Annotated in this window: 22 protein-coding genes; 16 read left to right on the top strand and 6 right to left on the bottom strand. The window is 33.5% G+C overall.

Features of this window, described 5'->3' with window-relative positions; translation table 11 throughout:
- Positions 1-43 precede the first annotated feature (43 nt).
- From ade to E9099_RS18055, 7 genes are all read left to right on the top strand, one after another.
- Positions 44-1,666, top strand: a complete 1,623-nt coding sequence (ade, locus tag E9099_RS18085) for an adenine deaminase (RefSeq protein WP_136584908.1) — start codon at positions 44-46, stop codon at positions 1,664-1,666.
- A 565-nt stretch (positions 1,667-2,231) separates the two neighbouring features.
- Entirely contained in the window at positions 2,232-3,191 is a 960-nt protein-coding gene (locus E9099_RS18080) for a YheT family hydrolase (protein WP_136584907.1), read from the top strand.
- A gap of 66 nt (positions 3,192-3,257) precedes the next feature.
- A complete protein-coding gene (locus tag E9099_RS18075; RefSeq protein WP_136584906.1) occupies positions 3,258-5,135 on the top strand; it encodes a CocE/NonD family hydrolase in 1,878 nt (625 codons plus the stop codon).
- Between the two features lie 46 nt (positions 5,136-5,181).
- The gene (locus E9099_RS18070; RefSeq protein WP_136584905.1) at positions 5,182-6,717 is read left to right on the top strand and encodes a YifB family Mg chelatase-like AAA ATPase; all 1,536 of its coding nucleotides are present in this window, start codon (positions 5,182-5,184) and stop codon (positions 6,715-6,717) included.
- A 166-nt stretch (positions 6,718-6,883) separates the two neighbouring features.
- Complete coding sequence (locus E9099_RS18065) at positions 6,884-7,270, top strand: hypothetical protein (protein ID WP_136584904.1); 387 nt, start codon at positions 6,884-6,886, stop codon at positions 7,268-7,270.
- Positions 7,271-7,275: 5 nt separating this feature from the next.
- Complete coding sequence (locus E9099_RS18060) at positions 7,276-7,986, top strand: hypothetical protein (RefSeq protein ID WP_136584903.1); 711 nt, start codon at positions 7,276-7,278, stop codon at positions 7,984-7,986.
- A gap of 217 nt (positions 7,987-8,203) precedes the next feature.
- A complete protein-coding gene (locus E9099_RS18055) occupies positions 8,204-9,025 on the top strand; it encodes a sensor histidine kinase (RefSeq protein WP_240788921.1) in 822 nt (273 codons plus the stop codon).
- An 8-nt stretch (positions 9,026-9,033) separates the two neighbouring features.
- On the opposite strand, the gene E9099_RS18050 is transcribed toward E9099_RS18055, so the two are convergent.
- The 4 genes from E9099_RS18050 to E9099_RS18035 all read right to left on the bottom strand — a co-directional run bounded on the left by E9099_RS18050 (position 9,034) and on the right by E9099_RS18035 (position 13,680).
- Complete coding sequence (locus E9099_RS18050; protein WP_136584902.1) at positions 9,034-10,404, bottom strand: aldehyde dehydrogenase; 1,371 nt, start codon at positions 10,402-10,404, stop codon at positions 9,034-9,036.
- A 165-nt stretch (positions 10,405-10,569) separates the two neighbouring features.
- Positions 10,570-11,265: an RluA family pseudouridine synthase gene (locus tag E9099_RS18045; RefSeq protein WP_136584901.1), complete on the bottom strand. Its 696-nt coding sequence runs from the start codon at positions 11,263-11,265 to the stop codon at positions 10,570-10,572.
- 43 nt (positions 11,266-11,308) lie between these two features.
- A complete protein-coding gene (panB, locus tag E9099_RS18040; protein WP_136584900.1) occupies positions 11,309-12,127 on the bottom strand; it encodes a 3-methyl-2-oxobutanoate hydroxymethyltransferase in 819 nt (272 codons plus the stop codon).
- Between the two features lie 131 nt (positions 12,128-12,258).
- Entirely contained in the window at positions 12,259-13,680 is a 1,422-nt protein-coding gene (locus E9099_RS18035; protein ID WP_136584899.1) for an L-serine ammonia-lyase, read from the bottom strand.
- A 179-nt stretch (positions 13,681-13,859) separates the two neighbouring features.
- Between E9099_RS18035 and dnaK the strand changes: the two genes are divergently transcribed.
- The 4 genes from dnaK (at position 13,860) to cmk (ending at position 18,191) form a co-directional block, all read left to right on the top strand.
- Positions 13,860-15,755 (top strand): molecular chaperone DnaK, encoded by a 1,896-nt coding sequence (dnaK, locus tag E9099_RS18030; protein ID WP_136584898.1) that lies wholly within the window; start codon positions 13,860-13,862, stop codon positions 15,753-15,755.
- Positions 15,756-15,987: 232 nt separating this feature from the next.
- Positions 15,988-16,935 (top strand): NAD(P)H-dependent flavin oxidoreductase, encoded by a 948-nt coding sequence (locus E9099_RS18025; protein WP_136584897.1) that lies wholly within the window; start codon positions 15,988-15,990, stop codon positions 16,933-16,935.
- Positions 16,936-16,948: 13 nt separating this feature from the next.
- On the top strand, positions 16,949-17,380 hold the full coding sequence (locus E9099_RS18020; protein ID WP_136584896.1) for a hypothetical protein: 432 nt from the start codon (positions 16,949-16,951) through the stop codon (positions 17,378-17,380).
- A gap of 115 nt (positions 17,381-17,495) precedes the next feature.
- Positions 17,496-18,191: a (d)CMP kinase gene (cmk, locus tag E9099_RS18015; RefSeq protein ID WP_136584895.1), complete on the top strand. Its 696-nt coding sequence runs from the start codon at positions 17,496-17,498 to the stop codon at positions 18,189-18,191.
- Between the two features lie 79 nt (positions 18,192-18,270).
- Here the strand turns inward: cmk and E9099_RS18010 are convergent, their stop codons facing one another.
- Positions 18,271-18,651: a LysM peptidoglycan-binding domain-containing protein gene (locus E9099_RS18010; protein WP_136584894.1), complete on the bottom strand. Its 381-nt coding sequence runs from the start codon at positions 18,649-18,651 to the stop codon at positions 18,271-18,273.
- Between the two features lie 386 nt (positions 18,652-19,037).
- Here E9099_RS18010 and rpsA point away from each other — a divergent pair, with 386 nt between their 5' ends.
- The 5 genes from rpsA (at position 19,038) to E9099_RS17985 (ending at position 23,862) form a co-directional block, all read left to right on the top strand.
- Positions 19,038-20,876: a 30S ribosomal protein S1 gene (rpsA, locus tag E9099_RS18005; RefSeq protein ID WP_136584893.1), complete on the top strand. Its 1,839-nt coding sequence runs from the start codon at positions 19,038-19,040 to the stop codon at positions 20,874-20,876.
- A gap of 126 nt (positions 20,877-21,002) precedes the next feature.
- Positions 21,003-21,542 carry a bifunctional pyr operon transcriptional regulator/uracil phosphoribosyltransferase PyrR gene (gene pyrR / locus E9099_RS18000; RefSeq protein ID WP_136584892.1) on the top strand — a complete coding sequence of 180 codons (540 nt, stop codon included), beginning with the start codon at positions 21,003-21,005 and terminating at the stop codon, positions 21,540-21,542.
- A 92-nt stretch (positions 21,543-21,634) separates the two neighbouring features.
- A complete protein-coding gene (locus E9099_RS17995) occupies positions 21,635-22,564 on the top strand; it encodes an aspartate carbamoyltransferase catalytic subunit (RefSeq protein WP_136584891.1) in 930 nt (309 codons plus the stop codon).
- A gap of 2 nt (positions 22,565-22,566) precedes the next feature.
- Complete coding sequence (locus E9099_RS17990; protein ID WP_136584890.1) at positions 22,567-22,899, top strand: ribonuclease Z; 333 nt, start codon at positions 22,567-22,569, stop codon at positions 22,897-22,899.
- A 57-nt stretch (positions 22,900-22,956) separates the two neighbouring features.
- Positions 22,957-23,862: a ribonuclease Z gene (locus E9099_RS17985; protein WP_136584889.1), complete on the top strand. Its 906-nt coding sequence runs from the start codon at positions 22,957-22,959 to the stop codon at positions 23,860-23,862.
- Here the strand turns inward: E9099_RS17985 and E9099_RS17980 are convergent.
- Entirely contained in the window at positions 23,859-24,167 is a 309-nt protein-coding gene (locus tag E9099_RS17980; protein ID WP_136584888.1) for a DUF3784 domain-containing protein, read from the bottom strand. The genes E9099_RS17985 and E9099_RS17980 overlap by 4 nt on opposite strands.
- Positions 24,168-24,189 lie beyond the last annotated feature (22 nt).

Raw genomic sequence — 24,189 nt, 5'->3', positions numbered from 1 at the left:
ATCCTGCAATAGCGGGATTTTTTTTACTGTTAGATAGTACAACATGAAAACAATACAAGGACAAATAGTAGACATACAAAACAAACGTATTTTTAGTGGAGAGATCACTATTGATTCAGGTAAAATACAATCTATCACAGAAAAAGAACACGATGTAAAACAATACATTTTACCAGGTTTTGTAGATGCACATATACATATTGAAAGCTCGATGTTAGTACCATCAGAGTTTGCTAAAATAGCAGTTAAACATGGTACAGTGTCTACAGTTAGTGATCCGCATGAAATTGCGAATGTATTAGGTGTTGCAGGAGTGGAGTTTATGATTGAAAACGGTAAAAAAACACCCTTTAAATTCAATTTTGGAGCTCCAAGTTGTGTTCCAGCCACTACTTTTGAGTCGGCTGGAGCAGTTATAGATTCGGATGATATTAAAACGCTTATGGCTAATCCAGATATTAAGTATTTAGCCGAAATGATGAACTATCCGGGTGTATTGTTTGATGATGAGGAAGTACTTAAAAAAATTGCTTGGGCCAAACACTATAACAAACCCGTAGATGGTCACGCACCTGGTTTAAGAGGTGATGATGTTACTAAATATATCAATGCAGGAATTAGTACAGATCACGAGTGTTTTACCTATGACGAGGCGTTAGAAAAGCTTCAAAAGGGAATGAAAATCTTGATTAGAGAAGGTAGTGCAGCTAAAAACTTTGAAGCGTTAATAGATTTATTACCTGAGCATTATCAAAACATAATGTTTTGTAGTGACGACAAACATCCTGACGATTTGTTGTTAAATCATATAAATGCACTTTGTGCTAGAGCAGTTGCTAAAGACATGGATGTATTTAAAGTGTTGCAAGCCGCATGTATCAATCCTGTAAAACATTATAATTTAGATGTTGGATTATTACAAAAAGATGATGTCGCCGATTTTATTATTGTTGAAGATTTAAAACATTTTAAAACTATACAGACTTATATAAATGGTGAGTTAGTGTTTGATAATGGAATGTCTTTAATTAAGCACGTTGCGTTTGAAAATCTGAATAATTTTGATACGGAAATTAAAACGGTTGAAGACTTTAAAGTCGAAAGTACAGCAAAACAAATACGCGTTATTGAAGCTTTAGAAGGACAATTGGTAACTAATCAATTAGTTGAAGAAGCAACAATCCAAAACGGGAATTTAGTATCAAATACAACGACTGACGTCTTAAAAATGACTGTCGTAAACCGTTATAAAAACGATGTCCCAGCGTTAGCATTTATTAAAAACTTTGGTTTAAAAGAAGGTGCCATTGCAAGTTCTGTTGGACATGATTCTCATAATATAATTGCAGTTGGTGTTAGCGATGAAGCGATTTGTAAAGCAGTTAATTTAATAATTGAAAACAAAGGTGGGATTTGTGCGGTTTCTGATACAGATCAAAAAATAGTATCGCTTCCTGTGGCTGGAATTATGAGTGATAAAAATGCCGAAACTATTGGTCACGCTTACGCGGAATTGGATGCGTTTGCCAAACAATTGGGGACAACATTAAATGCGCCGTACATGACCTTGTCTTTTATGGCATTATTAGTTATTCCTTCATTAAAATTAAGCGACAAAGGCTTGTTTGATGGCGGAAAGTTTGAATTTACTAGTGTAGAGGTTTAGTGCTTTTATAGTAGCTAAATAGTTGACATTTTGAGCGCAGTCCAAAAACTTGAGATTTTAGGTTTTATAGCATTTCGACTACGCTCAATGTGACAGTTTTAAAATAAGTGTTACTTGAGTCGCTAAATAGTTGACATTTTGAGCGCAGTCGAAAAACATTATGATCTTTTGTTTTATAGCATTTCGACTACGCTCAATGTGACAGTTTAAAAATAAGTATTACTTGAGTGGCTAAACAATTGTCATTTTGAGCGCAGTCGAAAAACTTGAGATTTTAGGTTTTATAGCATTTTGACTACGCTCAATGTGACAGTTTAAAAATAAGTATTATTTGAGTAGCTTAACAATTGTCATTTTGAGCGCAGTCGAAAAACTTAAGATTTTAGGTTTTGTAGCATTTCGGCAACGCTCAATGTAACAGTTTTAAAATAAATATTATTTGAGTCGCTAAATAGTTGTCATTTTGAGCGCAGTCGAAAACTTGAGATTTTAGGTTTATAGCATTTAGACAACGTCGAATGTGACAGAATTTTAAAAATAAAAACAAAAAAAAGACATTCAATAAATGCCAATCTTAAAAACCACATACAAACCCAAATTTATGTTCAGAAATGGGCATATTTCTACTATCTATTCAGGTGTATTACGTAAAGTAAAAGGCGTAACTCAAAAACGAGAACGTATTACTTTACCAGATACAGATTTTATAGACTTAGATTGGAGTTATGCTGGCAATAAGACAAAACAATTACTTGTGGTTTTACATGGTTTAGAAGGCAATGCACAACGCCATTATATGCTGGGTTCAGCTAAAATGGCTAACCAAAACAATATGGATGCCGTTTGTGTCAATTTTAGAGGGTGTAGTGGAGAGGTAAATAAAACCTTTCAATCGTATCACTCAGGAAAGACTGACGACTTAGCTTCAGTTATAAAACACATTACGACTCAGTTTGATTATGATACGATCTACCTAAATGGTTTTAGCTTGGGTGGTAATGTTATTTTAAAATATTTAGGAGAAACATCAGATTTACCAAAACAAATAAAAGCAGCGGTAACAGTTTCTGTTCCTGTATATTTAAGAGGGTCTTTAGAGCGCTTAATGTCCTCTAAAAACTATGTGTATTCCAAAAAGTTTCTAAGGGATTTAAGAAGTAAATTAGTAGAGAAACAAGAGTTATTTCCGCAGAAAATAAACAATGAAGATTTAAGTGCTGTCAAAACTTTAAAAGATTTTGATGATGTGTATACCTCAAAAGCACATGGGTTTAAAGATGCTTATGATTATTACGAGCAATCTAGTAGTCTACAGTATTTAAAACACATTTCAATTCCTACTTTATTAATAAATGCACAAAACGATTCTTTTTTATCAAAAGAATGTTACCCAATTCATGAAGCAGAGCAAAACCCTAATTTTTATTTAGAAATGCCTAAATATGGTGGACATGTTGGTTTTCATGATGAACAGAATACCTATTATTCAGAAAAACGTATGCTTCAGTTTATTACTAATTTATAGCGTAAAGCTCTAGTTTCAGTTTAGTAATAAAATACCTATCTTTAGTTTTTTTAAAATCAAAAATTAATGAAACGTATCCTTCTTTTATTAGCCATAACGCTAATATTTTCGTCTTGTAAAGACCAACTAAAATTAGACACCACTAACACCGAAACAGCAAAAGACACTTTTATTGTTGCAGAACATTACAATAAAAAAGAAGTCTCTATTGCTATGCGTGACGGTATAAAATTACACACCACTATTTATTCGCCTAAAGACACCTCTAAGCAGTATCCGATTTTAATGCAACGTACACCTTACAGTTGCAGACCTTATGGAGCTGCCGAGTTTAAATCTAAAATAGGACCTAATCAATATTTAATGAGAGAAGGTAATATTATAGTGTATCAAGATGTTAGAGGGCGTTGGAATAGTGAAGGGGTTTATGATAACATGAGACCGTTTATACCTAATAAAACAGGCAAACAGTTTGACGAGGCTAGTGATACGTATGACACTATAGACTGGCTAGTAAATAATGTAGATAATACTAATGGTAATGTGGGGACTTGGGGAATTTCTTATCCTGGGTTTTACGCGACTTATTCTACATTATCTGGGCATCCTGCTTTAAAAGCAGCGTCGCCTCAGGCTTGTATTAGTGATTTCTTTTTTGATGATTTTTTCCATAATGGTGCTTTTTTATTAAGTTACTGGAGAGCAACGACTCTGTTTGGTTACATGAAAGATAAACCAGTTACAGAGTCTTGGTACGAGTTTCCAAAACTAGGAACAGAAGATCAATATCAATTCTTTTTAGATGCTGGTCCACTTAGTAATTTGAATTCATATTTTAAAGGTGACAATGTTTTTTGGAATCAAATCCAAAGCCATCCAAATTATGACGAATTCTGGCAGAGTAGAGGTATTCTACAACATTTAAAAGATATTAAACCAGCGACTTTAGTTGTAGGAGGCTTATTTGATGCTGAAGATTTGTATGGACCATTTAATACGTATAAGTCGATTGAAAAAAACAGTAAAAACTATAACGGTGTTGTCTTTGGACCATGGAGTCATGGGGATTGGGCAAGAAATAGTGACCGTCAAGTAGTCGGTAATATTCATTTTGGAGATAGTATTTCGGATTACTTTCAAAAAAATATTGAAACGAAGTTCTTTAATCATTTCTTAAAAGAAAAAGCAGATGGTACAGTGGATTTACCAGAAGCTCACTTTTTTAATACAGGAACAAAAAAATGGTCAGATTTTACGGCTTGGCCACCAGAAAACAGCGTTAAAGAAAGCTATTTTATGCAACCAGATCAACGTTTAACGCAAAAAGCAAATCGTATGATAGCGACTAGCGATTTTATTAGTGATCCCAAAAAGCCTGTACCATATTCTGAGGATATAAAAGTGGTATTTACACCACGTAAGTTTATGACCGACGATCAGCGTTTTGCATCAAGACGTCCTGATGTTTTGACTTTTGAAACTGAAGTCTTAGAAAACGACATTACTTTAGCAGGAGAGATTTTAGCTAAATTACAAGTGTCAACAACGGGGACATCTGCCGATTGGATTGTTAAAGTTATTGATGTTTTTCCAGGTGATACAGAAAACACAGACGATGTACAGGACCATTTAAAATTAAGTAATTATCATATGCTAATTAGAAGCGAAACCATGCGTGGACGTTTTAGAAATAGTATGAGTAGTCCAGAACCGTTTGTACCAAATCAAAAAACAGCAGTGAATATTAAATTGCAAGATATATTGCACACCTTTAAAAAAGGACATAAAATACAGGTGCAAGTACAAAGTACCTTTTTTCCTTATATAGATATCAATCCACAGACGTATGTCGATAATATTTTTGAAGCAAAAGCGTCCGATTTTAAAGCACAAACACATAAAGTTTATAACGATTCTGAAATAGAGTTTTCAATTTTAAAGTAATGTCTTGAATCTTTTTCCTACTTTTAGTATCTAAACCAACCATTTTATGCTTAAAAAAGTTTTTGGAAGTGCGGTCTTTGGCGTTGAGGCTACGACAGTAACAGTAGAAGTAAATATAGATAGTGGTATCGGCTACCATCTTGTTGGACTACCTGATAATGCGATTAAAGAAAGTAATTTTAGGATTGCGGCAGCACTTCAGAATAATGGTTATAAAATTCCAGGAAAAAAAATAATTATCAATATGTCACCAGCAGACCTTCGTAAAGAAGGTTCTGCTTATGACTTGACGTTGGCAATGGGTATTTTAACGGCGTCTAAACAAATTGCAGCAGATAATTTAGAAGACTTCTTAATCATGGGCGAATTATCCTTAGATGGAAGCTTACAACCTATAAAAGGGGCTTTGCCAATTGCAATTAAAGCAAGAGAAGAAGGTTATAAAGGTTTTATACTACCTATTCAAAACGTAAAGGAAGCTGCGATTGTTGATGGATTGGAAGTGTATGGTGTAGACAATATTAGTCAAGTCATTAAATACTTTGATAAAGGCGAACCTTTAGAGCAAACCATCATTAATACTCGTGAAGAGTTTGAAAAGAATTTGGATTTTCCAGAATTCGATTTTAGCGATGTACGTGGGCAAGAAAGTATTAAACGTTGCATGGAAATTGCAGCAGCAGGTGGACATAATATTATATTAATAGGACCTCCTGGAGCAGGAAAAACAATGTTAGCCAAACGTTTGCCTAGCATATTACCTCCAATGACCTTACATGAAGCTTTAGAAACCACAAAAATACATAGTGTCGTGGGACGTGTTAAAGATACAGGTTTAATGTCGCAAAGACCGTTTAGAAGTCCACACCACACAATTAGTGACGTCGCTTTAGTAGGCGGTGGGGCGTATCCACAGCCAGGAGAAATATCGTTATCTCATAATGGCGTTTTATTTTTGGATGAATTGCCAGAATTTAAACGTGGTGTTTTAGAAGTGATGCGGCAACCGTTGGAGGATAGAGAAGTGACTATTTCTAGAGCAAGATTTACAGTAACGTATCCTTCATCTTTTATGTTGGTTGCTAGTATGAATCCAAGTCCTAGCGGTTATTTTAACGATCCAAGTGCACCTGTAACTAGTAGTCCTGCAGAGATGCAACGTTATTTAAGTAAAATATCAGGACCGCTTTTAGATAGAATAGATATTCATATAGAAGTGACACCGGTACCTTTTGAAAAACTATCTGAAGAACGTAAAGGAGAATCGTCAGTAGATATCAGAAAACGGGTGACTAAAGCTCGGAAAATACAGACTACTCGTTTTGAAACATTTGATAATGTACATTATAATGCACAAATGTCAACCAAGCAAATCCGAGTGTATTGTAAACTAGAAGAGGCTTCTAAACAATTATTAAAAACAGCAATGGAACGTTTAAACCTTTCAGCAAGAGCGTATGACAGGATTTTAAAGGTGGCAAGAACCATTGCCGATTTGGAAGAAAGTATAGATGTAAAAGGGACTCATATTAGTGAGGCTATACAGTACCGAAGTTTAGATAGAGATGGTTGGTTGGGATAACTAAGATAATAGTTGTTAAAATGGAATAGTTTTTATTACTTTACGACGCTATTAACCAATAAAACTAACATCATGAATAACATAGGAAACCTTTGTTTAGGTTTAATTTTTGGGGATAGTTACGTAATTTTATTTTAACTATTTTTAACTATTAAAAAAATCACCCATGTCAAAAGAAACAATGTCAACACCACCTAGAGGTATTATTAGTGCGCAAGAAGCGGAGAAATTAAGTGAGAATTGGACCAATTTAAGAAAAACGACTAACGATCAAGTCGCTTGTAATGCGGGAGATAATCGCTCGTCATGGTATTCTTTGGAGGATTTAACCAATTTTATAGATAGTGTAAAAACATCACATCCAAATGCTAATGGATTACGTTTTTATCTAGGCGTTGATACATCTGTAGGGAAAGGCGGACATACAACTATTTTTATGGTGCCTACAGAACTTAATCAGAAAAAAAATAGGAGCTATGATATCTTAAAGGCTGATGGTCTAGATGATGGACTTGCAGGATACCCTCCTACAGCAGCATATCCTCAACAATAGATAGATTGAAAGATTTTATATTCCAATATTATATTGATTTAGTACTATTTGTAGAGATTTTAGCAGCTGTTACGGGCTTAATACTTTACAAAAAATATAGTCAAACAATTGCTAAATATTTTATTTTGTTTTTATGTTATGTTGTTTTATTATCAACAGTTGGTCGATACACATTATATATAGATGATGGTTTTTTGTACTTTCTAAAAGGAACAATATTTGAACGAAATTATTGGTTGTATACAATAATGTGGAAAATTTGTGCTGTAATTTTTTTTAGTTGTTATTTTCAGAGGATTTTAAAAAGCATAGTTAATATTACAATATTAAAATATTCGACATATGTCTTTTTAGGCATATCTGTTTTTACAATATTGACTAATTTAGACTTCTTTTTTAAAGGTTCATTCCCTATTATATATATTTGTGGAGGTATTATAATACTACAATGTGCTTTTTTTTATTTTTTTGAAATACTTCAAAGTGATGCGATTCTTAATTTTCATAAGTCATTAAACTTTTATATTGCTTGTGCTATTTTGTTTTTTTGGTTAATAAAAACACCATTAGTTTTTTATGAGATTTATTATACTAAAGCTGATTTAAATTATGTTCTGCTCAGATCGTATATAAATATAGCAGTAATATTCACGATGTATCTTACATTTACTGTGGGTTTAATAGTTTCAAAACCGGAATTACGTATGAAAACATAATTATAGGAATAAAACTAGATTTTTATTTACAGAAGAATATCATTTTACAAATAGTTAAGTTATGTTTATACTGCTGAAATTTTGATTGTAACTACATTTTTGTTATTTGTATGAGTTATTTCGCAAAGCAGAAATAAGTTTGGAGCTTAAAAAAACTATTATATCTATTTTTAATACTAATTAATCTTAACCATCGAAGTTTATAAAGTAAAAGACTATGACTAATTTAATGATACAAATTCAAAGTTTAGGCGCACCAATGTCTACTAGTTCAGAGCGCTATTTACTAATTTATATGATTGGTATATTACTGGTCGTCTGTACACTTATTATCTTGTTTTTTATGGTCTTTCAAAAAAGGAAGAATTTACTTATTTTAGATAAAATCAGACAACAAAAGGCATTTGAAGCAGAGTTAACTAATGCACAAATAGAAATACAAGAGCAAACCCTTAAGAACATAGGTCAAGAATTACATGATAATGTAGGACAAATTTTATCGGTTGCTAACATGAATATGAGTGTACTGAATACCAAAGTACCAGATGATATTAAAGAATCCTTTACCGAAACTAAAAATGCAGTTAAACAAGGGTTGACAGAGTTACGTTTATTATCTAAAACACTAAATAGTGATGTGATATTAAATAGGGGATTTGTGCAATCTGTTAATAGTGAAGTCGAGCGTTTAAATAAATTAAAATTATTGAACGCTTCTTTTTGTACAACTGGTTTTTCGGATCAATTTAACCAGCCAAAAGATGGTATACTATTGTTTAGAATAGTTCAAGAATTTATCTCTAATACGGTTAAATACGGCAAAGCTAGTAATTTATCCATTACAGCAGATTTTTCTGAAAGTACATTACAATTGGTATTACAAGACGATGGTATTGGTTTTGACCATAAAACGATTGAACAAGGTTCTGGATTAATAAATATTAAAAGTAGATCAGAATTAATACAGGCTGAGTTAAATTATAGTTCTAAAATAGGAGAAGGCGTTCTACTTTCCTTAACGTATCCTTACAGAACATAAGAGTGTAATTATAGGTGCTTCAAAAAACGTCTAACAAAGTCAAGCTTTCCTTTATAAGGCGCATAACGTACGGGTACATCTAACCAATTCGCTTTTTTAACTACTCCTTTTTTATGACTAAACGTATCAAAGGTATAGTGTCCATGATAAGCCCCAAGACCACTATTTCCTACACCTCCAAATGGTAATCTATGATTAGCAAAGTGTACTATTGTGTCGTTTATACAGCCACCTCCAAAAGAGAATTTTTGTATTAATTGTTTCGCTTTCGCGGAATTTGTGCCAAACACATACAAGCTTAATGGTTTGTTATAAGACAAAATGATAGCTTCTAATTCCGAATCATTTTGATAAGAAATTACTGGGAGAATAGGACCAAATATTTCGTCTTTCATGACTTCGCTATCAAGCGTCGGATGGTCAATAACAGTGGGGGCGATGTATAACGTGTCAGCATCTATTTGACCACCAATAATACAGTTTTGATTGGTTAGCATTTTAGATAAACGCTCAAAATTTTTCAGGTTGATAATACGTGCAAAATCTTTAGATTGTTGTGGTGTTGTAGAATACGCTAATTCAACCTCATGTTTCATAGCTTTATAAAACGCGTCTTTTTTAGAATGATGAATTAAAATATAATCAGGAGCAATACACGTTTGTCCTGCATTAACAAATTTACCCCAAACAATGCGTTTTGCGGCTAGTTTAATATTAGCAGTATCATCAATAATACATGGGTTTTTTCCGCCTAATTCTAAAGTAGTTGGTGTTAAGTTAACAGCAGCAGCTTTGGCTACAATTTTACCAACGTTAACACTACCTGTAAAGAAGATGTAATCCCAGTGTTGTTCTAGTAATTTAGTAGAGGTGTCAACGCCACCTTCTACAACGGTAACGTGTTCGGGTTTAAATACGGATTTAATAATGTCATTAATTAAGGCCGAAGTATGTGGCGTTAATTCGCTTGGTTTTAAAATAACAGTGTTTCCCGCAGCAATGGCGCCAACTAAAGGTGCTAATGCTAATTGGTAGGGATAATTCCACGGTGCGATAACTAAAACACTTCCATAAGGTTCTGTATACAAATAATCCGAAGACGGAAAGTTTAATAACGCAGGAAACACACGTTTAGGTTTTGCCCATTTGTTTAGCTTTTTAATGGTGTGTTTTAAATCCTGAATAACAATAGCTGTTTCCGTTAAGACAGATTCGAATTCTGGTTTTTTAAAATCGTTATATAGCGCATCAGTAATGTCTTGCTCTCTTGCTACTAATTGATTTAAAAGTGCTTTTAATAGTGTTTTCCTAAAGGTGATACTTAACGTTTCACCTGTTTTAAAATAACTTTTTTGATCGTTTAGTAATTCCGGAATCATATGAATGTTTTTATATAAAGATAATGTATTTTATTAGTTTGCTAGTGTTGCGTTATTGGTGGTAATGGCATCCTTTTTTCTGTCATAAATGGCAAAAAAAAGCTACAACCCTCCGACTGCGCTCAGGATAAATTTAAATACGACCTTTGTGGTAACGCCCTAATATTAAAGACAAGCGTCCCAAATAGGATCCTTAGGTAAGGGCGCTGTTATGTTTAAATCGTCTAGAGAGACTGGATGTATAAATTTGATGTTTCTGGCGTGTAAACTAATACTAGCGTCTTTATTACTGCGATCAAAACCATATTTTAAATCACCTTTTATTGGACAACCAATACTAGAGAGTTGCGCGCGTATTTGATGATGGCGCCCCGTTTCTAGGTTAACTTCTAACAGATAATAATTATCTAATTTCTTGATGGTTTTGTAATGCAGAATGGCTTTTTTGCTTTCTGGAATTTCCTTTATATAAGCGGTAGACTTATTATTTTTAGGATTCTTTTTTAGCCAATGGATTAAAGTATTAGCTTCTTTTTCGGGTTTATTTTTAACTAAAGCCCAATAGGTTTTAGAAATTTCTTTGGATACAAATAACTTATTTAAACGGGGTAGGGCTTTACTTGTTTTTGAAAAGATAACCAAACCTGTAGTTGGTCTGTCTAAACGGTGTACGGTGCCTAAATAGACCTTGCCCGGTTTGTTATATTTGTCAGCAATAAATCCTTTAACAACATCACTTAATGGTTTGTCTCCTGTTTTATCGCCTTGTACAATATCGCCTGCACGTTTATTTACGACGATGATATGGTTATCCTCGTAGATGACTTGTAGGTTGTCTTTATTTGAAATTATTTTGGACACAAATTATAAACTAAAAACCAATAGCAATAAGCTAAAAGTTAAATTAATACTGTTCTTTGTCACTAGGGAAGTCGCCACTTTTGACATCTTCTCCGTATTGCTTCATGGCATTAGTCATGTCTTCGTAAAGATTCATGTAACGACGTAAAAATCTTGGATTAAACTCGTGTGTCATACCAATCATATCATGTGTAACTAACACTTGACCATCAACACCAGCACCAGCACCAATTCCGATAACAGGAATAGAAACACTTTCTGCAACTTCTTGCGCTAATTTAGCAGGTATTTTTTCTAATACAATAGCAAAACAGCCTGCCTTCTCTAACATTAAAGCATCTTCTTTAAGTTGAATAGCTTCTTGGTCTTCTTTAGCACGTACGGTGTATGTTCCAAATTTGTATATAGACTGAGGCGTTAATCCTAAATGTCCCATGACAGGAATTCCAGCATTTAAAATACGCTTGATAGATTCTTTAACTTCTTTACCACCTTCCATTTTTACGGCATGTCCACCAGATTCTTTCATGATTCTAATAGCAGAGCGTAAGGCTTCTTTAGGATCACTTTGGTAACTTCCAAAAGGTAAATCGACAACCACTAACGCACGATGTATAGCGCGCACCACAGAAGAGGCATGATATATCATTTGATCTAAAGTAATAGGCAATGTTGTTTCATGACCAGCCATTACATTACTTGCAGAATCACCTACTAAAATAACATCTGTACCAGCACCATCAACTATTTTAGCCATAGTATAATCGTAAGCTGTTAACATGGAAATTTTCTCTCCATTTTTCTTCATTTCGACTAAAGACTTAACAGTTACTCTTTTATATTCTTTTTTTGCTACAGACATATTTTTATAGTTTAATATATATTGTAAAAATACTAAAATTAGTACGTATACTAAAGGCTTACTTCTTTTTTAGGATAATATTAGAATTCATGTGACGTAATAAATTTTCTGAAGCCTTTAATAATCTAAATCTAGCAATCAGAAAGGCTTACACGTACCGCTAAACCACCTTCAGAGGTTTCTTTATATTTAGTATTCATATCTTTTGCGGTTTCCCACATGGTGTCTACCACTTTATCTAAAGGTACCTTGACATTTTTAGGATCGGTATCTAAAGCTAATTCTGCCGCATTAATGGCTTTAATAGCTCCCATACTGTTACGCTCTATACATGGGATTTGTACTAAACCACCAATAGGGTCACAAGTTAAACCTAGGTGGTGTTCCATAGCAATTTCTGCAGCAATCATGACTTGTTCTGTAGAGCCGCCCAATAAATCACATAAAGCTGCTGCTGCCATAGCAGAAGATACCCCAATTTCGGCTTGACAGCCGCCCATTGCTGCGCTAATTGTTGCTCCTTTTTTAAAGATGCTTCCAATCTCGCTAGCAACTAGTAAAAATTGTTTGATTTCTTTAAAACCAGCGTCATGGTTTTCTATAACTAAGTAATACATTAAGACAGATGGTATAACACCAGCACTTCCGTTAGTTGGTGCAGTAACTACACGACCAAGAGCAGCATTAACTTCGTTTACCGCCAAAGCAAAGCAGCTTACCCATTTTAATATTTGTCTAAATTTGACTTCACTATGTCTAATACTTTCTAACCATTCTTGTGGTGTGGTGTAAGGGACTTCTATATTTAAACGTTTGTGCGTATCAAAAGCACGTCTTCTAACATTTAGTCCTCCAGGTAAATTACCTTCCGTATGACAGCCTGTAAACATACAGTCTAGCATGGTATCCCAAATACGATGTAACTCAAAGTCTATTTCTTCGTCCGTTCTAAGAGAGCGTTCGTTTTCTAAAACAATTTCTGATATGGTTTTGTTTTCACTTTGACAAAAGGCTAACAGCTCGGTAGCTTTATCAATAGGAAAGGGGAATTCTTTTTTAAGTTCTTTATTTTCGGCATCGACCGTACGTTCTTCTTTAACAACAAATCCACCACCAATAGAGTAGAAGGTAGAGGTATGGATTTCGTTTTCAGCGAAAGCGGTAAATGTAATTCCGTTAGAGTGAAAGGGTAAAAAGGCACGGTTAAAGACGATGTCTTGTTTTTTATCAAAAGAGATAATACGTTCGTTATTCAGTACGAGTTTCTCCGTATTGGTAATAGACGCTATTATAATATCAATAGTATCTGTGGGTATTCTTTCTGGATCAGCACCACTTAGACCAAGCATAACTGCTAAATCTGTAGCATGACCTTTTCCTGTTAGAGACAAAGAGCCGTATAAATCTATACGAACGCGTTGAACACTATCAAAAAGGTTAGCTGCTTTAAGTTCATAAATCCAACGCTCTGCAGCACGCCAAGGACCTAAAGTATGAGAACTAGATGGGCCAACACCAATCTTTAGCATGTCAAAAACAGAAATACACTCCATATTACGAAATCGTTTAAGTATTAAGCGACAAATATAGTTTTTTGCGACAGATATAAAAGTTAAAAGAGGGTTGATATTTAATTAGATTCTGCCATCATGTCAGTCCGATTGTCTTGGCATAATCATTGACTTACTGATATCGTAACAATTACAATACAAAATTTAAATTATATAAAATTATGAGTAAGATTATTGGAATCGATTTAGGAACAACAAACTCTTGCGTTTCTGTAATGGAAGGTAATGAAGCAGTTGTGATCCCAAACGCAGAAGGTAAACGTACAACACCTTCAGTTATCGCTTTTGTTGAAGGAGGCGAAATTAAAGTTGGTGATCCAGCAAAAAGACAAGCAGTAACTAACCCTACAAAAACGGTTTATTCAATTAAACGTTTTATGGGTAACAAGTATTCTGAGTCTAAAAAAGAAGCAGAACGTGTACCTTACAAAGTAGTTAAAGGTGATAATGATACACCACGTGTAGATATTGATGGTCGTTTATATACGCCTCAAGAATTATCAGCTATGATCCTTCAAAAAATGAAGAAAACTGCTGAAGACTATTTAGGTCAAGATGTAACTGAAGCAGTTATTACTGTACCAGCTTATTTTAATGACTCACAACGTCAAGCAACTAAAGAAGCAGGAGAAATTGCAGGTTTAAAAGTACGTCGTATCATAAACGAGCCAACAGCAGCAGCTTTAGCTTACGGAATGGACAAGAAAGGTACTGACCAAAAAATAGTTGTATTTGATTTTGGTGGAGGAACACATGATGTATCTATCCTTGAATTAGGAGATGGTGTATTTGAAGTGTTATCTACAGATGGAGATACACACTTAGGTGGTGATGATGTTGATCAAAAAATTATAGATTGGTTAGCTGACGAATTTAACGGAGAAGAAGGTATTGATCTAAGAAAAGATCCAATGTCTTTACAACGTGTTAAAGAAGCAGCAGAAAAAGCGAAGATTGAATTATCTTCTTCTGAGCAAACAGAAATTAATTTACCATATATTACAGCTACTGCAAGTGGACCAAAACACTTAGTGCGTACATTAACACGTTCTAAATTTGAGCAGTTAATTGACGATTTAGTAAAACGTACTATCGAGCCTTGTCAAACAGCTTTAAAAGCAGCAGGTTTATCAAAATCTGATATTGACGAAGTTATTTTAGTAGGTGGATCTACACGTATCCCAGCAGTACAAAAAGCAGTAGAAGCATTTTTTGGAAAAGCACCTTCAAAAGGTGTTAACCCAGATGAGGTTGTATCTTTAGGAGCAGGTATCCAAGGTGGAGTATTATCAGGAGATGTAAAAGATGTATTACTTTTAGACGTAACACCTTTATCATTAGGTATCGAAACTATGGGTAACGTATTTACTAAGTTAATTGAAGCAAATACAACAATCCCAACTAAAAAGTCTCAAGTATTCTCTACAGCAGCAGACAACCAACCTTCAGTAGAAATTCATGTTTTACAAGGTGAACGTGCTATGGCTGCAGATAACAATACAATTGGACGTTTTCACTTAGATGGTTTACCACCAGCACAAAGAGGTGTACCTCAAATTGAAGTAACTTTTGATATTGATGCTAACGGAATCATTAAAGTATCTGCAGGAGATAAAGCTACAGGAAAAACACAAGATATTCGTATTGAAGCATCTTCTGGTTTAACTGAAGAAGAAATCAAGCAAATGAAAGCTGATGCTGAAGCAAATGCTGAATCAGATGCTAAAGCAGCTGAAAATGCTAAGACTTTAAATGAAGCTGATTCTATGATTTTCCAAACAGAAAATCAATTAAAAGAATTTGGTGAGAAATTATCTGATGATAAAAAAGCACCAATCGAAGCAGCTTTAACTGAATTAAAGGCAGCTTACGAATCTAAAGATGTAGCAGTTATTGCTCCAGCGTTAGAAAAAATTAACGAAGCTTGGAAAGTAGCAAGTGAAGAAATGTACAAAGCACAAGCAGATGGACAAGCTGGTCAACCAGGTCCTGATGCAGGAGCAGATACAACTGAAAACAGTGATGTTGAAGATGTAGATTTCGAAGAAGTAAAATAATAACGTCTTTCTGAAGTAGTTTTAGAATCATATTATAAAAAAACGCAATCATTAATTTGATTGCGTTTTTTTTGTTTAAGATTTATAAAATGCGCTCTATTAAGTTTAAAGTCATTAGTGAAGTATTGGATGTTGTAATATATAACCTTACTACAATCTAGTAATTCAAAAAAAAACTATGCATGCATAGTAAATTATTGTTTATATTTGTGAGTATAACAATACTTGAAAAATGGAAACTAAATTAACTCAGCTTTTAAATATAAAATATCCAATCATACAAGCGCCAATGTTTTTGGTGTCTAATGTAGCAATGGTTACAGAAGGTATGAAAGCCGGAATAGCAGGATGTATTCCTGCGCTTAATTATAGAACATTAGATCAGTTACGAGCTGCTATAATAGAATTGAAAGCTAATAAGGTAGAAGGAGGATCCTTTGGTTTTAACTTAATCGTTAATAAATCAAATATTAAATATAAAGAGCAACTTAGGGTACTGTGTGAAGAAGGTTGCGATTTTATTATTACATCTTTAGGTAGCCCAGAAGAAACTATTAAGCAAGCACATAAATCAGGAATAAAAGTATTTTGCGATGTTACTGATTTACGTTTTGCTAAAAAGGTGGAACAGCTAGGAGCAGACGCAGCTATTGCTGTTAATAACGAAGCTGGTGGACATAGAGGAAACTTAACCCCTCAAGAGCTAACTAATCAGTTAAGCCAAGCGCTAACAATTCCAGTTATATCTGCAGGAGGTGTAGGTTGTAAAGCGGATATTGATAAAATGATAAGCTACGGTGCAGAAGGCGTATCTGTAGGGAGTCCATTTATTGCTTCTATAGAAGCAGGAGTGACTGATGAGTATAAGCAGGCTTGCGTAGATTACGGAGAAAAGGATATTATCATGACAGAACGTATTTCTGGGACGCCTTGTACAGTAATCAATACACCTTACGTACAAAAGATCGGAACGAAGCAAACTTGGATAGAACGTGTTTTAAATAAAAACAAAAAACTTAAAAAGTGGGTTAAAATGATTCGTTTTTCAATAGGGATGAAAGCCACAGAAAATGCAGCTAAAAAAGCAACGTATAAAACCGTTTGGGTTGCAGGACCAAGTATTGAGCATACTAAAGCAATATTACCGGTTAAGGATATCGTTGCACATCTAACAGTGTAATAACTGATGATTCATGTCTAATACGTCTATATCAGTTAAAAAACTTGTTATCGCTATACTTCTCTTTTTTGTTTTAATAGTTAGTGGTGGGTTTTATGCTTTACTATATGAGAGTAAAAAAGAGGTTTCTGAAGACGAGCGTTATTCTAAAATTTTAAATCGACCTTTTAAACTTAAAGATGTAGCGACAATACGTTGGAATGCAATAAACTTAAGATTTAGAAATTATAGTCTAGTTTTAAATGAAGCTTCGGAGTATGATTCACCAGATGTAAAGTCTGTGAAAGTTTATAAATCAGGAGATCCTATAACTTTTATTTCAGCAAAGTCCTATTCTAGTTTACATGTTGGAACAACCTATTATCTTATTGGACGTGATACTTTAACTACAGGGGAGGTTGTAGAGTTTGAATATTACTATACGGGAGACATGCCACCGTTTTAATAGTAATAACCATTATGTAGATTACAGTTTAAGTATGTGTGATTATAAAACCACGCAATGCGGACCTTATAGTTCCAAATTATAATTCCTATTTTTACATTCTAAAATAAAACAAGTGCAAAATATTACCATAGCCATAGACGGTTTTTCATCAACAGGAAAAAGTACAGTAGCAAAGCAATTAGCGAAACACTTAGGTTACATTTATGTAGACACTGGTGCCATGTATAGAGCTGTAACTTTATATACGATGCAGAATGGTTGGATAGATAAAGACCAATTTGATGTAGTTGCTTTGGTTTCTAATTTAGATAAGATTACGATTAGCTTTACATTTAATCCTGCTTTAGGATTTGCAGAAGTGTATTTAAATGGCGTAAATATAGAACGAGAGATTAGAACATTAGAGGTCTCTAGTTATGTTAGTAAAGTCGCAGCGATACCAGAAGTTCGTTACCAGTTAGTTAAACAGCAACAAAAAATGGGGAAAGACAAAGGTGTTGTTATGGATGGTCGTGATATTGGTACAGTAGTGTTTCCTTATGCTGAATTAAAACTGTTTATGACAGCATCTGCAGATAAGCGTGCGACAAGACGTTTTGATGAATTGATTGGTAGAGGAGACGATGTTAAGTATGAAGCGGTATTGCGTAATGTTCAAGAGCGTGACTATATAGATTCGCATAGGGAAGATTCACCTTTAGTAAAAGCAGACGATGCTATAGAGATTGATAATTCTGATCTGACTTTAGAAGCGCAATTTGACGCTGTGCTTAATTTAGTTAATAAGACGTTAGATGATTTAGCCTAATTAAATTGTAAGGTATAAAAAAAAGCGAATTGTTGGCTTTCGCTTAACAATTCGCTTTTTGTAATGTATTATTAAATTCCTATAAATTAGGAATTTTTAATTCTTGATCCACATTGATCATGTCAGGATTCTTTAAGATATCCTTGTTAGCTTCAAAGATAGCAGTATATTTTGCTGCATTACCATAGTAATGTTTAGCTATTTTACCTAAAGTGTCTCCACCTACAACTGTATGTTTTGCATAAAGACTCTCATCTGCAACATCAATATTTGCCATAATGTCTGAAGGACTATCTCCACCTGCAGCTTTGATTGCATCCCACATTAAGTTTTTCTCATATTGCGTACTAGCAGTTCCTTTAACTTTTAATACACCATTTTCTTCAGTAACGTCACCGTTAGCGATTTTTAATTTTTCTCCTAAGTCAAGTACACCTTGATATTTTGCTCTTAAAGCCATAAGTAATTTAATTTTAATTGTTAATTCTTCATTAAAGATAGTAATTAAAATAGCAGTTTGAAAAACTAAATTTAAATTTAAGGGCGGTTTAGATAAAGTGTATGATTTATCAGTTGAAATACATTTATTCAGAATAATTAATATATTTGTAGCCTATTGAATGTCAGTCTTTTAATATTTTTATATTACTATTAGGCTGTATTAGTAAAAAGTAGTATTTTTGCACTCCTTTTTAACGCCTACCAGAAAGATGAAAAGGGATTAAAACAATTTTATTTATAACACTTCTGTGTGTTAGCGTCTAAATCTTCTAAACATAACAGAATACAAAAACATAGTGTATTTAATTCAGCGAAAGCTAAAAGTACATTATTAAAATTATTTAAATGGCTGAAAAAGCAAAACAAGCAGAAGTTGCAGCTCAAGAAGCAGCAGCAGAAACAAAAGCAGCTCCAGTAGTATCTGAAGCTCAAGCAAACCCTGAAAAATTCTTAGCAGATTTTAACTGGCACAATTACGAAGAAGGAATTGATGAGGTTGAAGATTCTCAATTAAAAGAATTTGAAAAATTAGTATCAGAAAATTTCGTAGATACTTTAGATGATGAGGTTGTTGAAGGAACAGTAGTGCACATGACAGATCGTGATGCAATTATTGACATCAACGCTAAGTCGGAAGGAGTTATTTCTTTAAACGAATTTAGATACAATCCAGACTTAAAAGTAGGAGACAAGGTTGAGGTATTAATTGATGTACGTGAAGACGCAACAGGACAGTTAGTATTATCTCACAGAAAAGCTCGTGTAATTAAGGCTTGGGACAGAGTAATCAAAGCTAATGAAACTGGAGAAATCGTTAACGGTTTTGTTAAATGTCGTACTAAAGGTGGTATGATTGTAGATGTTTTTGGTATCGAAGCATTCTTACCAGGATCTCAAATTGACGTTAAGCCAATTAGAGATTACGATCAGTACGTAAACAAAACTATGGAATTTAAAGTTGTGAAAATCAACCACGAATTCAAAAACGTAGTAGTTTCTCATAAAGCTTTAATTGAAGCTGATATTGAAGAGCAAAAGAAAGAAATTATTGGTCAACTAGAAAAAGGACAAGTATTAGAAGGTGTTGTTAAAAACATTACTTCTTATGGTGTGTTTATTGATTTAGGTGGTGTTGATGGTTTAGTTCACATTACAGATTTATCTTGGTCACGTATTAACCATCCAAATGAGATTGTTGAGTTAGATCAAAAATTAAATGTTGTAATCTTAGACTTTGATGAAGATAAGTCTAGAATCCAATTAGGTCTTAAGCAATTATCTAAACATCCTTGGGATGCTTTAGGAGAAACTGTTGCTGTAGGTGATAAAGTTAAAGGTAAAGTTGTTGTAATCGCTGATTACGGTGCATTTATCGAAGTTGCAGAAGGAGTTGAAGGTTTAGTACACGTGTCTGAAATGTCATGGTCTACTCATTTACGTTCTGCTAACGACTTTGTAAAAGTTGGTGACGAAATTGACGCACAAATCTTAACTTTAGATAGAGAAGATCGTAAGATGTCATTAGGTATCAAGCAATTATCTGCTGATCCATGGACAGATATTACAACTAAATATCCTGTAGGTTCTAAGCATTCAGGTATTGTACGTAACTTTACAAACTTTGGTGTTTTTGTTGAATTAGAAGAAGGTATTGATGGATTAATTTACATCTCTGACTTATCTTGGACTAAGAAAATCAAACATCCATCTGAGTTCTGTAACGTAGGTGATACATTAGATGTAGTAGTATTAGAGTTAGATGTTGAAGGACGTAAATTATCTTTAGGTCATAAACAAACAACTGATAATCCTTGGGATAAATACGAAACTGAGTTTGCTTTAGGTACAACACACAAAGCTGAAATTGCTGATGTTGTAGATAAAGGAGCTACTATTGAATTTAACGAAGACATCGTTGCTTTCGTACCATCTCGTCACCTTGAAAAAGAAGACGGTAAGATGTTAAAGAAAGGTGATTCTGCAGAATTCAAGATTATCGAATTTAACAAAGAATTCAAACGTGTTGTTGCTTCTCATACTGCTATATTTAAAGCAGAAGAAATGGCAAATGTAAAAGCAGCTGTTAAAAAGGCAGCGTCTCAAGCTGACGAAGCTAAACCAACTTTAGGTGATGCTAACGAAGCTTTACAAGCGTTAAAAGATAAAATGGACGGAAAAGTATAAGCTTTAAAGTTTTTATCAATATTAAAAGCCTCTCAGAAATGAGAGGCTTTTTTTTTTGATACAAAAACACCTTTCAACTTATAATAATTTACTTTACCTTTGTTTACCAAACCCGTTTGGAACACTATGAGTCAAAAAGTGCTACTTAATGCTACAGAAGTCAACATCATTCTACATAGATTGGCTTGTCAACTCATCGAAAATCATAATGATTTTTCTAATACCGTTTTAGTTGGTATACAACCTAGAGGTAAGTATTTGGCTAACCGTTTAGCATCTATGCTAAAAAAGGACTATAAAATCAAAAACTTACAACTTGGTCATCTGGATATTACGTTTTATAGAGATGATTTTAGAAGAGGAGACACACCACTGGAAGCAAATACTACTGAAATTAATGTAGACGTTGAGGATAAAAAAATAGTTTTTATCGATGATGTATTATATACAGGACGTAGTATACGATCTGCCCTAACTGCTATTCAATCGTTTGGACGCCCGTCAGAAATTGAATTACTAACTTTAATTGATAGACGTTTTAGTAGACATTTACCAATACAACCTAATTATAGAGGACGCCAAGTAGATGCTATAAACAATGAAAAAGTTAAAGTGAATTGGGTTGAAAATGAAGGAGAAGATGCAGTCTATCTGATTAGAAGTTAGAACAGACTTTTGGACACGTAATACTAGTGTTGCTTAGATTTAAACTAAAAGATTAACTGGTAGTTTTGACTACCACCTGAATACTATATAATATGAGCGAGTTAAGTGTAAAACACTTATTAGGAATTAAATATCTGAATATACAGGATATAGAGCTTATTTTTAAGACAGCTGATCATTTTAAGGAAGTGATTAATCGTCCTATTAAAAAAGTGCCTTCCCTTCGTGATATTACCATTGCCAATTTATTTTTCGAGAATTCTACACGTACAAAATTGTCATTTGAATTGGCAGAAAAACGATTGTCTGCAGACGTTATTAATTTTTCAGCCTCTCAATCTTCGGTTAAGAAAGGAGAAACCTTAATAGATACAGTAAATAATATTCTTTCCATGAAAGTGGATATGGTAGTTATGCGTCATCCTAATCCAGGAGCGGGTGTGTTTTTATCGAAGCATGTTAATGCAAGTATCATCAATGCGGGAGATGGTGCGCATGAGCATCCTACGCAAGCGCTATTGGATAGTTATTCTATAAGAGAGCGATTGGGCAGTGTTAAGGGTAAAAACGTTGTGATAGTCGGGGATATTTTACATAGCCGCGTGGCTTTATCCAATATATATGCTTTAAAATTACAAGGTGCTAATGTTATGGTTTGTGGCCCTAAGACTTTACTACCAAAACATATTGATAAGTTAGGTGTCAAAGTAGAAACAGACTTAAGAAAAGCACTTAATTGGTGTGATGTAGCCAATATGCTACGGGTTCAAAATGAACGTATGGATATTAGTTATTTTCCATCAACAAGAGAATATACACAACAATTTGGAGTTAATAAAGAGTTACTAGATAGTTTAGATAAGGAAATCACGATAATGCATCCTGGACCAATAAACAGAGGTGTAGAGATTACTAGTGATGTTGCCGATTCTAAGCAAGCCATAATTTTAGATCAAGTACAAAACGGAGTAGCAGTTAGAATGGCAGTAATCTATTTACTAGCTTCCAAAATAAAACAATAGTTATGATTATAGATCAAAATGAAAATTTAATTGTAGTAACCCAAGAAAATGCTTCGGTTATAGAATTAGTAAAAAAAATAGAAACATTATATCCAAAATTTAAAAACAATAATATTATTGTTAATTTAAATACGATTAAAGTAGTGGCATTAGAAGATGTTATTGAGTTTTTAAGAGTCTCTAACCAACACCGCGCAACAAAGCATTCTTTTGTTATAGTTAATGAAGGTATTGATACGGATAAAACTCCAGACGAAATTATAATCGTACCAACACTTCAAGAAGCTTACGATATTATAGAAATGGAAGTTATGGAACGTGATTTAGGGTTGTAAAAATCGTATTTGCCCTTTTATCAGGTCTCATTTTAAAACAGTAATTATTCTTATCTAATGAAATTAAATATCTTAGGTTGTTATAGTGCAACACCACGTACGTTTACAAATCCGACGTCTCAAGTTTTAGAAATAAATAATCATATATTTTTAATCGATTGTGGTGAAGGAACACAAGTTGAACTGCGTAGGCATAAGATTAAGTTTAATAGGATAAAACATATTTTTATTTCTCACTTACATGGAGACCATTTTTTTGGTTTAGTGGGGTTAATTTCAACGTTTAGATTATTAGGACGTGATACCGAATTACACATACATTCCCCAAAAGGATTAAAAGAGGTAATAACGCTTCAGATGAAACTAGCCAATTCTTGGACTAATTATAAGTTGACATTCCATGAGTTAACTAATAAAGAATCAGAAATTGTTTTTGAAGATGATAAAGTAGAAGTACACACTATTCCTTTAGATCATCGTATTTATACTAATGGTTTTCTGTTTAAAGAAAAGTTAGGAGATAGAAAGCTAGACATGAATGCTGTTTTGAATGAAGATATTGATGTGTCTTATTATCGAAAGTTAAAGCAAGGCTTTGATGTTACAAATGAAGCTGGAGTACTTGTTAAAAACGAATCTGTTACACTACCACCTAATAAGCCTAAAAGTTATGCTTTTTGTAGTGATACGGCATATAGTGAGGCAATAATACCGATAATTAAAGACGTTGATGTATTGTATCATGAATCTACCTTTTTAGAGCAAAACGCTAAATTAGCTGCTCCGACTAAACATAGTACTGCAAAACAAGCTGCAAGTATTGCTAAACAGGCTAATGTGGGGCAATTAATATTAGGGCATTACTCTACACGTTATGACGATTTGAATGTTTTTAAAACAGAGGCACAATCCATTTTTGAAAACGTGAAACTTGGAGATGATGGAAAAATCTTTGAGTTTTAAAGTTTAAAACGTTTATTGGCTATAAAATGATTAATAATAAGTACACTAATTAATAGTGCACTATTTATGTAAAGGATACTATTATCATTTACATTACATATTTTCAATAGTAAATAGGTGAATAAACAGAAAACTCCAAGTCCTATTAATAAGCGTTGTAAAAAGGAGGCTAATCCTTTAGTATCTATTTTTTCTTTTTCGGAGTGACTTAATGTATTGTATCCCGCGATCAAATCTGGATATTTTTTCACTAGAAAACCAAAAATAATAAGAATAAAACTTATTAAAAGTTGAGAATATATCATAGTCTAAATATAGTGAAAAACC

The organism is Psychroserpens sp. NJDZ02, from assembly GCF_004843725.1.
Taxonomy (GTDB): Bacteria; Bacteroidota; Bacteroidia; order Flavobacteriales; family Flavobacteriaceae; genus Olleya.
The sequence above is the reverse complement of the archived record's forward strand: the minus strand, read 5'-3'. Positions and strand labels throughout refer to the sequence as shown.

Coding starts and splice junctions, on each gene's coding strand:
- ade (WP_136584908.1), top strand. CDS start 44: ATGAAAACAATACAAGGACAAATAGTAGACATACAAAACAAACGTATT.
- rpsA (WP_136584893.1), top strand. CDS start 19,038: ATGGCTGAAAAAGCAAAACAAGCAGAAGTTGCAGCTCAAGAAGCAGCA.
- dnaK (WP_136584898.1), top strand. CDS start 13,860: ATGAGTAAGATTATTGGAATCGATTTAGGAACAACAAACTCTTGCGTT.
- pyrR (WP_136584892.1), top strand. CDS start 21,003: ATGAGTCAAAAAGTGCTACTTAATGCTACAGAAGTCAACATCATTCTA.
- E9099_RS18010 (WP_136584894.1), bottom strand. CDS start 18,651: ATGGCTTTAAGAGCAAAATATCAAGGTGTACTTGACTTAGGAGAAAAA.
- E9099_RS18055 (WP_240788921.1), top strand. CDS start 8,204: ATGACTAATTTAATGATACAAATTCAAAGTTTAGGCGCACCAATGTCT.
- E9099_RS17990 (WP_136584890.1), top strand. CDS start 22,567: ATGATTATAGATCAAAATGAAAATTTAATTGTAGTAACCCAAGAAAAT.
- E9099_RS18050 (WP_136584902.1), bottom strand. CDS start 10,404: ATGATTCCGGAATTACTAAACGATCAAAAAAGTTATTTTAAAACAGGT.
- E9099_RS18080 (WP_136584907.1), top strand. CDS start 2,232: ATGCCAATCTTAAAAACCACATACAAACCCAAATTTATGTTCAGAAAT.
- E9099_RS18070 (WP_136584905.1), top strand. CDS start 5,182: ATGCTTAAAAAAGTTTTTGGAAGTGCGGTCTTTGGCGTTGAGGCTACG.
- E9099_RS18020 (WP_136584896.1), top strand. CDS start 16,949: ATGTCTAATACGTCTATATCAGTTAAAAAACTTGTTATCGCTATACTT.
- E9099_RS17995 (WP_136584891.1), top strand. CDS start 21,635: ATGAGCGAGTTAAGTGTAAAACACTTATTAGGAATTAAATATCTGAAT.
- E9099_RS18025 (WP_136584897.1), top strand. CDS start 15,988: ATGGAAACTAAATTAACTCAGCTTTTAAATATAAAATATCCAATCATA.
- E9099_RS17985 (WP_136584889.1), top strand. CDS start 22,957: ATGAAATTAAATATCTTAGGTTGTTATAGTGCAACACCACGTACGTTT.
- E9099_RS18065 (WP_136584904.1), top strand. CDS start 6,884: ATGTCAAAAGAAACAATGTCAACACCACCTAGAGGTATTATTAGTGCG.
- E9099_RS18035 (WP_136584899.1), bottom strand. CDS start 13,680: ATGGAGTGTATTTCTGTTTTTGACATGCTAAAGATTGGTGTTGGCCCA.
- E9099_RS18075 (WP_136584906.1), top strand. CDS start 3,258: ATGAAACGTATCCTTCTTTTATTAGCCATAACGCTAATATTTTCGTCT.
- panB (WP_136584900.1), bottom strand. CDS start 12,127: ATGTCTGTAGCAAAAAAAGAATATAAAAGAGTAACTGTTAAGTCTTTA.
- E9099_RS17980 (WP_136584888.1), bottom strand. CDS start 24,167: ATGATATATTCTCAACTTTTAATAAGTTTTATTCTTATTATTTTTGGT.